Raw genomic sequence first — 15333 nt, forward strand, 5'->3', positions numbered from 1 at the left:
CCGGGTGCCCCGTCCGGGCGTGGGGCGCCGCCGGTGGGGCCGGACGTGCGCACGGGCCCGCCGTGGCGCCGCTCCTCACCCGTACGCCCTGAAACCCACCGAGACCCGCTGAGATCCGCCGAGACCCGCCGCGCGCTACCCGAGTTCGCCGTCTGCCGTCTGCCGTCTGCCGTCTGCCGTCTGCCGTCCGGCGGCATCCGCCGTACCCCGCTGCGTGGCGCGGCGGCCGTACGGCATCCCATCTGAGACCGAGTTCACGAGGACACCTGCCGAGATGCCTGCGAACGAGTCCCCGAAGCACTTCCCCGAGACACCCGCGACGACCTCCGAGGACGTACGGGCCTGGCTGACGTCGGCCGTCGCCGCCGCGGCCGGGCTCGCGCCGTCCGCTGTCGCACCGGAGCGCCCGATCGCGGAGTTCGGCCTCGGATCACGGCAGTTGGTGACGCTGGCGGCGAACCTGTCCGCGTGGCTCGGCACGCCCCTGGAGCCCTCGCTCGTCTTCAACCACCCCACGATCGCGGCGATCGCCGAGACCGTCCTCGGCGAGGGGCCCGACCCGGCGGCCGGTCCGGCCCCGGCCTCCGCGACACCCCGGCCCGGCACCCCCGTACGCGCGGACGACGACATGGCGATCATCTCCATGGCCTGCCGCTTCCCCGGTGGCGCCGACGATCCCGAGGGCCTGTGGCGGCTGCTGGCCGAGGGCGAGGACGTCGTCGGTGAGGTGCCCGACGGCCGGTGGGACACCCACGCGCTCCTGGATCCGGACCCGGAGGCCGAGGGCAAGGCGTACTCCCTGCGCGGCGGTTTCCTGACCGGCATCGACCGCTTCGACGCGCCCTTCTTCGGGATCTCGGCACGCGAGGCCGCCGCCATGGACCCGCAGCAGCGGCTGCTGCTGCAAACCGGCTGGGAGGCGTTCGAGCGCGCCGGGATCGTCCCGGAGTCACTGAACGGCAGTGCCACGGGCGTCTACGTGGGTCTGTACGACAGCGGCTACCTCGCCTCGGCCGGCCTGGACCAGCTGGACGGGCACGTGGGCACCGGCTCGGCGTCCAGCGTGGCGTCCGGGCGGATCGCGTACACCCTCGGTCTGCAGGGCCCGGCCGTCACCGTCGACACCGCGTGTTCCTCCTCCCTCGTCGCCCTGCACCTGGCCGCACGGGCGCTGGCGAGCGGCGAGTGCGACCTCGCGCTCGCGGGCGGCGCCACGCTCCTCGTGACGCCGCGCGGGCACGTCGAGTTCAGCAGGCTCCGCGGACTGTCACCGACCGGCAGATGCAGTCCGTTCTCCACCGCGGCGGACGGCGTGGTGTGGGCGGAGGGCTGTGGACTGGTGCTGCTCAAGCGGCTCGCGGACGCGCACCGGGACGGCGACCGGGTCCTCGCGGTCGTCAAGGGCTCGGCGGTCAACCAGGACGGCCGGAGCCAGGGCCTGAGCGCTCCCAACGGCCTCGCCCAGGAACGGGTGTTGCGGGCCGCGCTGGACGACGCGGGACTCCGGCCGGAGGACCTGGACCACGTGGAGGCGCACGGCACCGGCACCCGGCTCGGCGACCCCGTCGAAGGCCGGGCCCTCGCCTCCGTGTTCGGGCCGGGACGCCCGGCGGACCGCCCCCTGCGCGTGGGCTCCCTGAAGTCCAACCTCGGCCACACCCAGGCCGCGGCGGGCATCGCCGGCGTCATCAAGACCGTCCTGTCCCTCGGCCACGAACTGCTCCCCGCGTCCCTGCACGCCGAGATCCCCACCGAGCACGTCGACTGGGCCACCGCCGGCCTGCGGGTGCACAGCCGCGCCGAGGCCTGGCCGCGACACGGCGACCGGGTACGGAGGGCCGGCGTGAGCGCGTTCGGGATCAGCGGCACCAACGCGCACGTGATCCTGGAGGAGGCGCCCCGGGACGAGCCCCGGCCGGCCGCGGTCACGACCGCCGCTCCCGCCCGCCGCCAGGACGCCGAGGAGCCCGGCACCGCACGGGCCGCGGTGCTCTTCCCGCTGTCCGCCCGCACTCTCCCGGCCCTCCGGGGACAGGCCACCCGTCTGCTCGACGCGCTCACCGCACGGCCGGACACGGCGCTGCCCGCCGTGGCCGCGGCCTTGGCCCACCACCGCACGCACTTCGAGCACCGCGCCGTCGTCCGGGCGGCCGACCGCGACGAACTGCTCGCCGCCCTGCGCACACTCGCCGACGGACAGCCCGACGCCGAACTCGTCGTGGGCCCACGGCAGTCGGCACCGCCGGGCAGACTGGCGTTCGTCTTCCCCGGCCAGGGCGCCCAGTGGCCCGGCATGGCTCGCGAACTGCTGGACGTGTCAACGGTGTTCGCCGACGAATTCGACCGGTGCGACGCCGCCCTGCGCCCGTTCACCGGCTGGTCGGTGACGGCGGTCCTGCGCGGCGACGAGGGCACCCCGTCACCTGACCGGGTGGACGTCCTCCAGCCGGTGCTGTTCGCCGTGATGGTCTCCCTGGCCGCGGTGTGGCGGGCCCGTGGGGTACGACCGGACGCGGTGATGGGACACAGCCAGGGCGAGGTCGCCGCCGCCTGTGTGGCCGGTGCGCTCAGCCTCAACGACGCGGCGGCGGTGGTCGCCCTGCGCTCCCAGGCGCTGACCGCCGTGTCCGGCACGGGCGCCATGGCCGTCGTCGCCCTGCCGCACACCGAGGTGGAGACACACCTCGCCGGACTGGGCGGCCGGGTCTGCGTCGCCGCCGTGAACAGCGGCCGTTCGACGGTGCTCTCGGGTGATCCGGAACCGCTGGCGTCCCTGCTCGCCGACCTCGACCGACAGCAGGTGTTCGTCCGGCGTCTCGACGTCGACTACGCCTCGCACAGCGCCCGGGTCGAGCCGTTGCGCACGACCATCCTCGACGAACTCGACGGCATCACCACCTGCTCGACCCCCGTCACCTGGTACTCCACGGTCACCGGTGAACCGGTCACGGACGAGCTCGAAGCCGGCTACTGGTACACGAACCTGCGCGAGCCCGTGCGCTTCGCGTCCACCGCCGAGCGCATGATGGCCGACGGCTACCGCTCCTTCGTCGAGCTCAGTCCCCACCCGGCGCTGGTCACCGCCCTGCTCACCGTCGGTGAGGACACGGGCGCCGAGGGACTGGTCGCCGTCGGATCGCTGCGCCGGGACGAGGACGGACCGGCCTGTCTGGACCGCGCCGCCGCCGAACTCCACGCGCACGGACGGCCGGTCGACTGGCGGCGGCTGGTGCCCGACGCGGGCACGGCGGAACTCCCCGGGTCGGCCGTGGAACTCCCCACGTACGCCTGGGACCCGCGGTCCTACTGGACCGGACCGGAGCCCGCGGCCGGACCGTCCGGACTCCTCGACCGCGCCGCGCACCCGCTGCTCGGCGTGCAGCTGCAGTCCGTGGACGAGACCCGCTGGACCTTCCGCGACGAGTGGTCCCCGGCCACCGCCGACTGGCTGTCCGACCACAGGGTGTTCGGCCGGACAGTGGTGTCGGGCACCACCTTGCTGGAGGTGTGCCGCGCCGCCCTCGCCGTGGCCCGCCCGGACACTCCCTGCGACGTCACCGGCCTGCTTCTGCTCGCGCCGCTCGTCCTGCCGGAGAAGGGGACCGTCGAGGTGTCCGTCGAGGTGGCCACCGCGGGCTCGGCACCCGAGATCACCGTGCACAGCCGACCGCGCGACCGGCAGGACCCGGGCTGGACCCTGCACGCGACCGCGTCGGCCGCCCCGCCCGTGCCGGCCGCGACGGACCGGGCGCCGGTGTGGCCCCGGACCGCCGAATCCGTCTGGAGCGCCGGCACGTACGAGCGACTGAGCGCCCTCGGCCTCGGCTACGGCCCGGCCTTCCGGGGCGTCCGGTCGGTGGTCACGACCGCCGTCGAGGGCGAGCTGCTGGCCAGGCTCGCCCTGCCGCCCGCGGCACGCGGGAGGAGCGACCCCTACCCCGTCCATCCGACGCTGCTGGACGCGGCCCTGCAGGTGGCCGCCGCGCTGGACACGGGCGGTGCGTCCGACGGCCCGGTGCTGCTGCCCGTCGCGGTCGGCCGCTGCGTCCTGCCGCCCGGCGGCACCGGTGACCTCACGGCGGTGGTCCGCAGGACCGGCGGCGCCGGAACGGACCTCACCCTCGACGTGACGCTGTGGGACGCGGACGGCGCCCCGGCGGGCCGGCTGGAGGACGTACGGCTGCGGGCCGTCCACCCGGCGGATCTGAACGGCGCCTCGGAGAACGGCCGTCACCTCTACGAAGTGGCGTGGACGGCCGCGCCCGAGGAACCCGCCGAGGCGCCGGACGCGGTGTGGGCCGTGCACGGCGACCGCTCGGACCCCGACGTCACGGCCGCCGTACGCGGTCTGGAGGCGGCGGGCCGCCAGGTGCGGGAGACGGACGCCGACATCGTCGTACGGTTCTGGCCGCGTCCGACGGCCGGCAGTGAACCGGCGTCCACGGCACACGAGTTGGCGGCCCTCGCACTGGCCGAGCTGCGGGACCTCGTGACGCTCGCGGACGACCGGCAGCCCGCCCGGACCGTGTGGGTCACCCGCGGCGCGCTCGCGACCGGTGCCGGGGACACCGTGCCCGGCCTGGCACAGTCCGTGCTGTGGGGCATGGCCCGCGGCGCCCGGGCCGAACACCCGCATCTCGCACCGACCTTGCTGGACCTGGACGGCACCGGCCCTACCGGCGTCCTTCCCTTCGGCGACATCCTCACGGCGGCCGTCGCACACGTGGGCGAGCCTGAACTCGCCCTGCGGGACGGCGTCCTGCTCGTCCCCCGGCTCGGACGCGCCCGCCCGGCCGACACCCTGCCGGTCCCGGCCGGTGACCGGTACGAACTGACCGGGCTCCCCACGGACCCCGCCCTGGCCACGACCGAGCCCCACACCCTCGCCCCCGGCCAGGTCAGGATCCAGGTCCACGCCCTCGCGCTACCCGCCCCGGGCGGCGGACGCTCCGGTACCGCGTGCGCCGGTGTGATCACGGAGGTTGCCCCCGTCATCGAGACTGCGCCCGTCACCGAGGCCGCGGTCGCCGAGGCCCCCTCCGGCACCGGGAACCCGGCTCCCGGCCTGCGGGTCTGCGCGCGCGCCGAGACACCGCCCGGCTCCGAGGCGGTCGTCGACGCACGCGGTCTCGCGGTGGTCCCCGACGACGTGCCGTTCACCACCGCCGCGGCCCTGGCCCTCACGGCCGGTGCCCCCGGCGGAGCGGGGGAACCGGCCGAGGCCCTGCGCACGGCCCTGGCCGGCCCGGGCCGTCCCGGCCGCCCCCGGGCCCTGCCGGTCACCGGCGCCCGCGAGGCACTGCGACGGCGGAGCGCGACCGGCGAACCCCTTGTCCTCGACCTGACCGGGCGGCCCGGACAGGCCCCCGCGGACGGCACGGTGCTGATCACCGGCGGCCTCGGAGCGGTCGGCCGGCACCTCGCCCGGCTCCTCGCCGAACAGGGTGTCCCACGCCTGCTTCTGACGTCCCGTCGAGGAACGGACGACCCGCGCGCCGAGGAGGTCGCCGCCGAACTGACGGCGCTCGGCGCCGAGGTCGGGATCGCCGCCTGCGACGTCGCGGACCCCGAGGCCCTGAGCGCCGTCCTCGCGGGTGTGACACCGGAGTCGCCCCTGCGCGGGGTCGTCCACTGTGCCGGGGTCCTGGCCGACGGCGTGATCGCCGAACTGACCCCCGAACGGCTGGCGCGGGTGCTGCGCCCCAAGGTGGACGGAGCCGCGCATCTGCACCGGCTCACCGCGGGTCTGCCCCTCGGCCTGTTCCTGCTGGTGTCCTCGGCCGCCGGAGTCGTCGGCAGCGCGGGCCAGTCCAACTACGCGGCGGCCAACGCCTTCCTCGACCAACTCGCCCACCACCGGACCGCCCTGGGCCTGCCCGGTGTCTCGGTCTCCTTCGGCGCCTGGGCGGGCGAGGGACTCGCCGCCGAACACGCCGACCTGGACCGGATGGCCCGCGCCGGCCACCGTGCACTCACCCCGGACCAGGGTCGCGGTCTCGTCGAACTCGCCCTGCACAGGGGCACGCCGCACCTCGTCGCCTGGTCCCTGGACCTGCCCCGGCTGCGGAAGAACACAGCGGCCGCGGAGGACCGTTCGACGGCGCTGTGGCGCTCACTGCTGCCTCCTCCGCCCCCTTCGCGCGGCGATCGGCACGGCGGAGGCGAGAGTATGGCGGAGCGGCTGGCCCGGCTGCCGGAACCCGAACGCGCCGCACGTGTCCTGGCCCTGGTCCGCGAGGAGGCCGCCGGTGCACTGGGGCTGCGCTCGGCGGAGTCCGTCGGTCCCGACCGTCCGCTGCGCGAACTCGGCATGGACTCGGTCACGGCCGTCGAGCTGCGCAACCGCATCGGTACCCGGATCGGCGCCGGACTTCCCGCCACCCTGCTCTTCGACCACCCCACCGCGGCCCGGCTCACCACGCACCTGCTGACCACCGCGCTCACCGCGGCCGGCCCGCACGCCCCGCGGTCCGTACCCCGCCCGAGATCCGCCCCCGGCACCGCGCCCGCGACCGATGAGCCGCTGGCCCTGGTGGGCATGGCCTGCCGACTGCCCGGCGGTGTGCACGACCCCGAGGGCCTGTGGGACCTCGTCGCCGAGGGCCGGGACGCGGTCGGCCCGTTCCCCCGGTCCCGCTGGGACGTGACGGCGCTCTACGACCCCGACCCGGAGGCCCTGGGCAAGTCGTACGCCCGTGAGGGCGGGTTCCTCGACGACCTGGACTCTTTCGACGCGGGATTCTTCGGCATCACCCCGAAGGAGGCCGCCGCCATGGACCCGCAGCAGCGGCTGCTGCTGGAAACGGCGTGGGAAGCCCTGGAACGCGCCGGGATCGTCCCCGCCGACCTGGCGGGCAGCCCCACCGGTGTCTACGTCGGCATGTTCGGCAGCGGCTATCTCGCGGGCTCCCGGCTCGACCAACTGGACGGATACGTCGGTACCGGTTCGGCGCTGAGCGTGGCCTCCGGACGGCTCGCGTACACGCTGGGCCTGCACGGTCCGGCGCTGACCGTGGACACGGCCTGTTCCTCCTCGCTGGTGGCGCTGCACCTGGCGGCCCAGGCACTGCGCGCGGACGAGTGCGACCTCGCGCTCGCCGGCGGCGTGACCCTGATGGTGACACCGGGGACCTTCGTCGAGTTCAGCCGTCTGCGCGGGCTGTCCCCGACCGGCCGCTGCCGCTCCTTCTCCGACGACGCCGACGGAGCCGTCTGGGCCGAGGGCGCCGGCATGGTCGTACTGAAACGGCTCGGCGACGCGCGCCGCGACGGCGACGAGGTGCTGGCCGTGCTGCGCGGTACCGCGGTCAACCAGGACGGCCGCAGCCAGGGACTGTCCGCTCCCAACGGCCCCGCCCAGGAGCAGGTGGTACGGCGGGCGCTGGAGCTGTCCGGGCTGGAACCCGCCGACATCGACCACGTGGAGGCGCACGGGACCGGCACCGGACTGGGCGACCCGATCGAGGCGAACGCCCTGGCGGAGGTCTTCGGCGCCTCCCGCCCGCAGGGCCGCCCCCTGCACCTCGGCTCCCTCAAATCCCACATCGGTCACGCGCAGGCCGCTTCGGGCGTGCTCGGGCTGATCAAGGTCGTCCAGTCGCTGCGCCACCACACGTTGCCGCGCACCCTGCACGCCGACACGCCCAGTCGCCATGTCGACTGGGAAGGCGGCGGGTTGCGGCTCCTGCGGGAGGCGACACCCTGGCCTTCCACGGCGGAACGTGTCCGGCGAGCAGGCGTGAGTGCCTTCGGGATCAGCGGCACCAACGCGCATCTGGTCGTCGAGGAGGCACCGCGGGCCGAGCCGATTCCGGAGGCCGGAACCTGTGCGGAGCCCGAAACGGGTTCCGGGAAGCGGCTGTTCGTGCTCTCCGGGCGTGATGAGCGCGCCCTGCGCGGGCAGGCCGGACAGTTGTCCCGGTATCTCGCGCGGGGCGTGGCCCTGCCGGACGTCGCGCGCACCCTGGCGCGCCACCGCGGCCACTTCGAACGGCGGGCGGCGATCGTGGCGGGCGACCGCGACGACCTGCGCGCCCGGCTCGACGCGCTGGCGAGCGGACGGACCCCGGCGTCCCGCTCCCACGAGGGACGGACGGGCAAGGTCGCCTTCGTCCTCGCCGGGCACGGCGGTCAATGGCCGGGCATGGGTGTGGAGTTGGCGGACCGTTCGACGGCGTTCCACGAGGAGCTGTCCCGGATCGACGAAGCGGTGCGCCGCCGTGTCGGCTGGTCGGTCCTCAACGTGCTGCGCGCGCCCGAGGAGTTCGCCCCGCTGGACCGGACGGAGTTCCTGCAGCCGGTGCTGTTCGCGCTGAACGCCGCACTGGCCGCGGCCTGGCGGGCCCTCGGCGTGCGGCCGGACGCGGTGGTCGGGCACAGTCTCGGCGAGATCGCCGCCGCGTACACGGCGGGCGCCCTGACCCTGGACGACGCCGCGGCCGTGGTGACCGGGCGGGCCGGCGCGGTCGCCCCGCTGGTCGGACAGGGCGGCATGCTGTCCCTGGAGCTGCCGCCCGCGGAGGTCGAGGACCTGCTCGCGCCGTACCGCGGACGGCTGTTCGTCGCGGCCGTCAACAGCCCCCGCTCGACGGCCGTGTCCGGCGACACCGACGCGCTGGACGGGCTGCGCGGAGAACTCGACGCACGGGGTGTCCCCGTACGGAACCTGTCGACCCCGTTCGCCTCCCACACCCCCCTGATGGACCCGGTCCGCGGGGACCTGTTCGACCGGCTCGCCGGCGTCAGGGGCACCCCCGCACCCGTCCCGCTCTACTCGACGGTGCTGGCCGAACCCGTGCCCGGTGACCGCCTGGACGCCGACCACTGGTACGCGAACCTCGGCCGCCCGGTCCGCTTCGCCGACACGATCCGGCGGATGCTCGACGACGGCTACCGCTGGTTCGTCGAACTGAGCCCGCATCCGTCCCTCACCGCCGCCGTCGAGGCGGTGGCGGCCGAGGCGGGGATCGACGCGGTGGCCGTCGGCTCGCTCAGCAGGCAGCGCGACGGGCAGGACCAACTTCTGTCCAGGCTCGGTGAGTTGTACGAGGCCGGATACACGCCCGACTGGCCGGCGCTGTTCCCGCGCGGGCGCCGGGCCGACCTGCCCACGTACGCCTTCAGCCGCGAGCGTCACTGGCTCGCGCCCGCGGCGCCCGCGACGGGTTCCGGTGGCTCACCCCTGCTCGGCACCCATGTCGAGGCCAGTGACACCCCCGACCGGCACCTCTTCCAGAGCGAGATCGACCTGAGCGACAGCCGCTTCGCCTATCTCGGCGACCATCGGGTCACCGGCGAGGTCTGGCTGCCCGGCGCCGCGTTCCTCGCCCTGGTCCTGGAGGCCGCGTCGGCGCTGCGGACCGGAAGTCAGGCGCGGGACGGCGACGGGGCATCGGACGGCGGTACGGCACCGGACGGCGGTGGGACATCGGGCGTCGCTGAGGTGCGGCTCGCCGACGTCAGGTTCGAACGGCCCCTGGTGCTCGTCGCGGAGCGGCCCGTACGGGTGCAACTGGTCCTGCAACCTGCGAAGGACGGCTCGCGGGACTTCACCCTCTCCTCGGCTCCCGCCGGTGAACGGGGGGCCCGATGGGAGAGGCACGTCACCGGACGCGTGCTGACCGGCGCCGCCCCCTCCACGCCCGACGCTGCTGCGCCCGACGCCGCCGACGAGCCCGAAGCGCTGCGCGAGCGGTGCGGCGAGGAGGCCGACCTGCGGGCCGTCTACGCGGGACTGGCCGCCCTCGGCATCGACTACGGGCCGGTCTTCCGGGGCCTGGAGAAGGGATACCGCACGGACTCCGAAGCGGTGGGGCGACTGGCCGGGCGGTCCGCCGACGGCCATCTCGTGCACCCCGCGGTGTTCGACGCCGCCTTCCACACCGCCGCTCTGCCCGCCCACGCCCCCGAGGGCCGCGCCTTCGTCCCCGCCGGTCTCGGCCGGCTGCGCTTCACGGGCCTGCGCGGCACCCCCGCGTGGACCACCTGCCGACTGCGCTCCGTGGCGGGCGACACCGCGCGACTGGACCTGCGGATCTGGGACGAACGAGAGCAACTGATCGTGGAGATCGAGGAGTTCGCCCTGACCGCGCTCACCCGGGCGGACGGCTCGCTCTACGAGACCCGCTGGCAGCCGCGTCCGGACGCACGGGAGCCCGCCCACCAGGACGGCTGGCTCGTGCTGACGGACGGGACCGGAGTGGGGAGCGCGCTCGCGGACCGGCTGGCCGCCACCTCGACACCGCACGTGATCGCCCGTCCGGGCAAGGCGTTCGGCACCGAGGGCCCAGGGCGCTACGTCCTCGACCCGGCCGACCCGGAGCAGACGGCCCGGCTGCTCGACGAGGCGTTCCCCGACGGACCCCCCGCACAGGTGGTGCAGCTGTCCGCGCTCGACGCGCCTCCGATCGAGGACACCCGCACCGCGGAGGAGGCCGCCCGCAGGTGCTGCCTCACGACCCTGCACCTCGTGCGGGCGCTCACCGGCCGTGCGCGCGGCCGCAACCCACGGCTTTTCGTCGTCACGCGAGGCAGTCAGGCCGCCGACGGCAGCGCCCGGGTGACGCACCCTCAGCAGGCCCTCGCCTGGGGCTTCGGCCTCACGGTGGCCCAGGAGTACCCGGAACTGTCGACCACCCTGATCGACCTTCCGGCCGAGGATGGCGAGGACTCCCTGTGGACGCAACTGCGGCACGCGGACGACGAACGCCTCCTCGCGCTGCGGGAGTCGGGCCGTCTGGTGCCGAGGCTGGCCCGCACGCACCCCGAGGACGGCGGTGGTCGGGACGGGATCACCGCGGACGGCGCGTACCTGATCACGGGCGGTCTCGGCGGACTCGGCCGAGTGGTCGCCGAGCGGCTCGTCCGGCAAGGCGCCCGTCGGCTCGCCCTGTTGGGCCGGGGTGGACCCGACGCGGACGCCCGGACCTGGATCGAGGGGCTCGAAGCGCGCGGAGTCACCGTGTGTCTCGCCCGCGCGGACGTCGCCGACCGTGACAGGCTCACGGCCGCGCTGGACACCGTACGGCGGGCGGCCGGGCCGATCGCCGGGGTCGTCCACACGGCCGGAGTCCTCGACGACGCCACCTTGGCCACCCTGACCGACGACCGTGTGCTGAGTGTGCTCGCCCCCAAGGTCCTGGGCACCGCCCTGCTCACCGAACTCGTCCCGGAGGCGACGAGGTTCGTCCTCTTCGCGTCGGCCGCGGGCCTGCTCGGCTCGGCAGGTCAGAGCCCGTACGCGGCGGCGAACGCCTTCCTCGACGCCTGGGCGCACCACCTGTCCCGCACCGGCCGCCGGGCGCTGAGCCTGGACTGGGGGGCCTGGGCCACAGTGGGCATGGCCGCCGGGCCCGGAAACCGGGCCGCCGAGACCGGACGCTCCGGGCTGCTCGCCTTCTCCCCGCAGGAGGGCGGCGATCTCTTCGAGCGGGTGCTCACCACCTCACGCCGCCAGCTCGCGCCCCTCGCCCTGGACCCGGACGCCCTGGCGCTCGACCCGGACGCGGCCCGCACCCGCCCCATCCTGGGTGACCTGATCACCGCCCCCGCGGCCTCCGCGGACACGGAAGATCTGGTCACACGGGTGTTCGCGGCGACATCGGAACCGGACCGGTCCGCTCGGCTCGAAGCGTATGTGCGGGTCAAGGTCACCGAGGTCTCCGGCGGTGCGGCCGAGATGTCCGCGACCACGGCCCTCAAGGAGCTCGGTCTGGACTCCCTGATGCTGGTCCGGCTGCGCAACGCCTTCGCGCGCGAACTCGGCGCCGAACTCCCCGCCGCCACGGTGTTCTCGGCGTCCGACATCCGGGGCCTGGCCCGAGCCCTGGGCGAGGTCCTGCCCGAACGGGGAGCCGGGGCGCGGGAGGAGAAGCGGCGGCCCGAGCCCGTACCGGAGGTGCCCGAGAGCGAACTGCGGCCCGCCACCCGCGACATGGTGCGGCTGCTGCGCGGCGCCCGGCCGGACATGCCGGACGCGGCGCACGCCGTCGGGCTGGCCGTACGGCTCACCACGCCGACCACGCGCGAGGCCCTGGCCGCGATCCTCACCCGGCTCGCCGCTCGGCACGCCGCCCTGCGCACGGCGTTCCCGGGCGGCGGCGGACAGGCCCGGCGGATGCGCGTGGACCGGGAGCCGGCCACGCCGCTCCTGCGCCGCACGGACGTGAGCGACGACGCCGGAGTCGACGTCGCCGACCGGCTGCGGCGGCTGCTGGAGCCACCGTTCGACCTGGCGGAGGGACCGCTGTGGCGCTTCGAGCTGCTGGACGGGGACGGGGACGGGGGTGCTGGGGCCGCGGGCGCCGAGGCCGACGAGAACGAGAACGAGAACGGGAACGGGAACGGGAACGGGGCTGAGGGTGCGGTCGATCGATACCTCCTGTTCGGTGCGCACCACGCGGTGAGCGACCTGCAGTCGCTGTTGCTCGTCGCGGGGGAGATCGACACCGAACTGTCCGGCACCCCGCTCGGCGCCGAGGTCACCAACCGGGACCTCGACCTGCTGGCCGAGGCGCAGCGCCCCGGCGACGCCCGGGCGGAGGATGCGGTGGAGTGGCGCGAGGCCTTCCACAGCGCAGCTCGTCTCGACCTGACCCTCGCCCGGCCCCGCCCGGCGACCCGCTCGTACCGGGCCGGGAGCGTGACCGTGGAGATACCGGACGGGCTCATGGAACGGGTCGCCGCGACCGCGAGCCGGCTCGCCGTGACGCCCGCCGCCTTCTGTCTCGGCACCCTGACGGTGCTGCTGGCCAGGGTGCGGGAACGGGAGCGTTTCGTGCTCGCCGTACCCGTCGACACCCGGATCCACGCCGACGCCTTCGACGCGGTGGGCTTCTTCGGGGTACCCGTCCCGTTCCCGGCGCAGGCCGGGGCGGGCGAGCGGATCGAGGACGTGCTGCGCCGCACGGACGACCGCCTGGACCGGGTCCTCACCAAGGGAGCCATGTTCTCGGACGTCCTGCCCACGCTCGCGGGACAGGGACTGCACCGGGTGAACGCACCTTTGGTGGAGGTGTACTTCAACTATGTGCGGTCCGCCGCCCGCAGCCTCGAACGGCTGGAGGTGCTCCCCGCCGGGACGGGTTACTCAGACCTCGACCTCATGATCACCATGACCCCGGACGCGGGTCGCGTCCGCCTCGACCACAACCTCGACATCCTGGACGCGGCCACCTCGACGGACCTGGTACACCGCTTCCTGCGCCTGCTCGCGGACGCGGCGGACGACCCGACGACGGCGGTCGGCACGGCGCCCGGGAGGACCGTCTCGGCGGCAGTCGACGACGAGGCGTCAGCATCAACCCCATCCACCGGCAGTCCCGTTGAGCGTCCGCGCCGACCGATCGTTCTCGCGGCCACCTTCGCGCTCGGCCATCTGCCGCTGCTCTGCGCGGCGGCCGTCGAGGAGGAGACGGGTGAGGACGGGACGCCGGAGGTGACCTCGGACGGGACAGCGGACGTGACACGGGACCACACGTCCGGCCGGGTGCGTGACGTGGGCGCGGCGGTCGCCGAAGCCCCGTACCACCAGGTGCTCGCCGCGCTGCGCGACCCGTCCGGCGTCTTCGCCGACCCCGCCTCGGTGGTGGGTGTGGTGCTGCTCCGGGCCGTGGACCTGGAACGGTTCGGCCCGGTGAGCGACGCGACGCTCGCCGAGCTGCGCACCGCGTACCTCGATGCGCTCAGGGCCCTCACCGGAGGGACCCGCAAGCCGCTGGTCGTGGGCTTCCTGCCCACCGCGCACCAGAAGGACCGTTTCACGCGCTGGGAGGACGACCTCGCCGCCGAACTCGGCGGCGTGCCCGGCATCGCGGTGCTCCGTCCGGACGACTGGACGCGCCACCACACCGTGGGGGAACGCTTCGACGAGCGGACCGATCGGCTGGCCCACCTCCCCTTCACCCCGCCCTTCCAGGCCGCGGTGGCCCTGCGGGTGGCCGAGATCGTACGAGCGGTGCGGAGCACCGCGCCGAAGGTCATCGCGGTGGACGGCGACCAGACCTTGTGGGGCGGGGTGGCCGGGGAGGCCGGCCCGGACGCGGTGGACCTGACGGGACCGCGCGCCCTCCTCGCACGCAGACTGTTGGAATGGCGGGCTTCGGGCGTGCTGTTGGCGCTGGTCAGCAACAACGACGAGGGCACGGTACGAGCCGTCCTGGATCGCCCGGACAGCCTGTTGAAGCCCGAGCACTTCAGCGCGTTCTCCGCCACCTGGGGGCCGAAGCCGGACCGCCTCGCCTCGGCGGCACGGGCGCTCGGCCTGGGACTCGACAGCTTCCTCTACCTGGACGACAACCCGGTCGAGATCGCGGCGATGCGCTCGGCGCTGCCGCAGGTGCTGTCAGTGACCTGTCCGCCGACCGCCGAACTCGACCAGTTCCTGCACCGGTTGTGGCCGTTGGTCCCACCGGCCGCGACGGCCGAGGACGGACTGCGGGCACGGTTCCACGCGCAGGAACGCGAACGGGACGCGGCTCGTGAACAAGCCGGGTTCGAGGAGTTCCTCGCCGGTCTGGAGCTCCACGTCGACATCCGGGCCCTCTCGGCCGACGACGTGGAGCGCGCCGGTCAACTCGTGCGTCGCACCAACCAGTTCGTCCTCCATCCCCGGTCCGCCGACGGCGGGGACCTGGCGCGCTGGCGCGCACACGGGGAGGTGTGGACGGCCGCCGCCCGTGACCGGTTCGGCGACTACGGACAGATCGGCCTGTTCGCCCTGCGCGCGGAAGGCGGCCGACTGGACGTCCTCGCCTGGACGATGAGCTGCCGCGCGCTCGGCAGGGGAGTCGAGGAACGGATGCTGCGGTGGCTGGCCGACCGCGCGGACCGACTCGGCTGCGCGAAGGTCCGGCTGACGGCGGAGCGCACCGCGCGCAATGTTCCGGCCCGGCGTCTGCTGGCCGCGCTTTGCGGCGGCGACCAGGACGACGAGCGCCTGGAGAGCGTGGTCACGCCGGACCAGCTGCGGGCCTTCCGCTCCTGGCGGCGACGGTGAGCGGGAGCGGGAGCATGACGGCCACCGCGCGTGGCCCGGTCCATGACAGCCGTACGGAAAGGGACATGACAGGGGTGAAGGGCTCATATGCGTGAAGTGAACGAGGGCACGCCGGCGTCCGCCGGACAGCGAGCGGCGGGTGAGGCGATCGAGCGCGGTGACGGTGGGCTGAGCGTGGCGGCCCTGCTGTCCAGGGCGGGGCTGGCCTCCGTTCCCCCTGCGTCCGGTGCGCCTTCGAGCGGCGAACCGGACGCGAGTGAGGTTCCGCGCCGCGGGGAGACGGACGTCGAGCCGGGGGCCGCGTGGTCCGGTGCCGGTGCCGGTGATGGTGCGGGTAT

1 protein-coding gene is annotated in these 15333 nt (G+C 74.8%); it reads left to right on the forward strand.

From position 1 onward, the window contains the following. The first annotated feature begins 274 nt into the window (after positions 1 to 274). Entirely contained in the window at positions 275 to 14995 is a 14721-nt protein-coding gene (locus OG776_RS35935; RefSeq protein ID WP_329323174.1) for an SDR family NAD(P)-dependent oxidoreductase, read from the forward strand. The last annotated feature ends 338 nt before the right edge of the window (positions 14996 to 15333 follow it).

Origin of the sequence: Streptomyces sp. NBC_01689, assembly GCF_036250675.1 — a bacterium.
In the GTDB taxonomy this organism is placed as follows: Bacteria; Actinomycetota; Actinomycetes; order Streptomycetales; family Streptomycetaceae; genus Streptomyces.